Below are 259 nucleotides of genomic sequence, written 5' to 3'. Positions count from 1 at the left end.
GCTATGCGCTCGACCCCGCCGCCGTGCCGATGCTGGAGCGCGGCGACGCGCGGATCTTCGGCGAGCGCGCGGCGCCCGCCTCCTGGTGCCTGGTGTCGTTCTCGTTCACGGAGCATCAGCGCTCGCAGCGGCACCGCCTGCGGCGGACCCTCGCGGCGCTCGGCTGCTGCACGGTCGCGGACGGCCTGTGGATCGGGCCGACGACTCTGGAGCCGGAGCTGGCCGACGTCGCGCGTGCCTTCGGCGCCGACCTCTTCAC

The 259-nt window shown here is 74.9% G+C and carries 1 protein-coding gene; it reads left to right on the top strand.

Annotation, left to right across the window (positions count from 1 at the left end; all coding sequences use genetic code 11):
* Nucleotides 1-259: hypothetical protein (locus AC1RPY_RS08030; RefSeq protein ID WP_481763158.1), on the top strand; the 259-nt coding region annotated here is incomplete at both ends.

It is taken from the genome of Dellaglioa sp. CoH-56-MRSF-12, from assembly GCF_056782075.1.
Note: the sequence above shows the minus strand (reverse complement) of the source record. Positions and strands in the feature narration are given on the sequence as shown.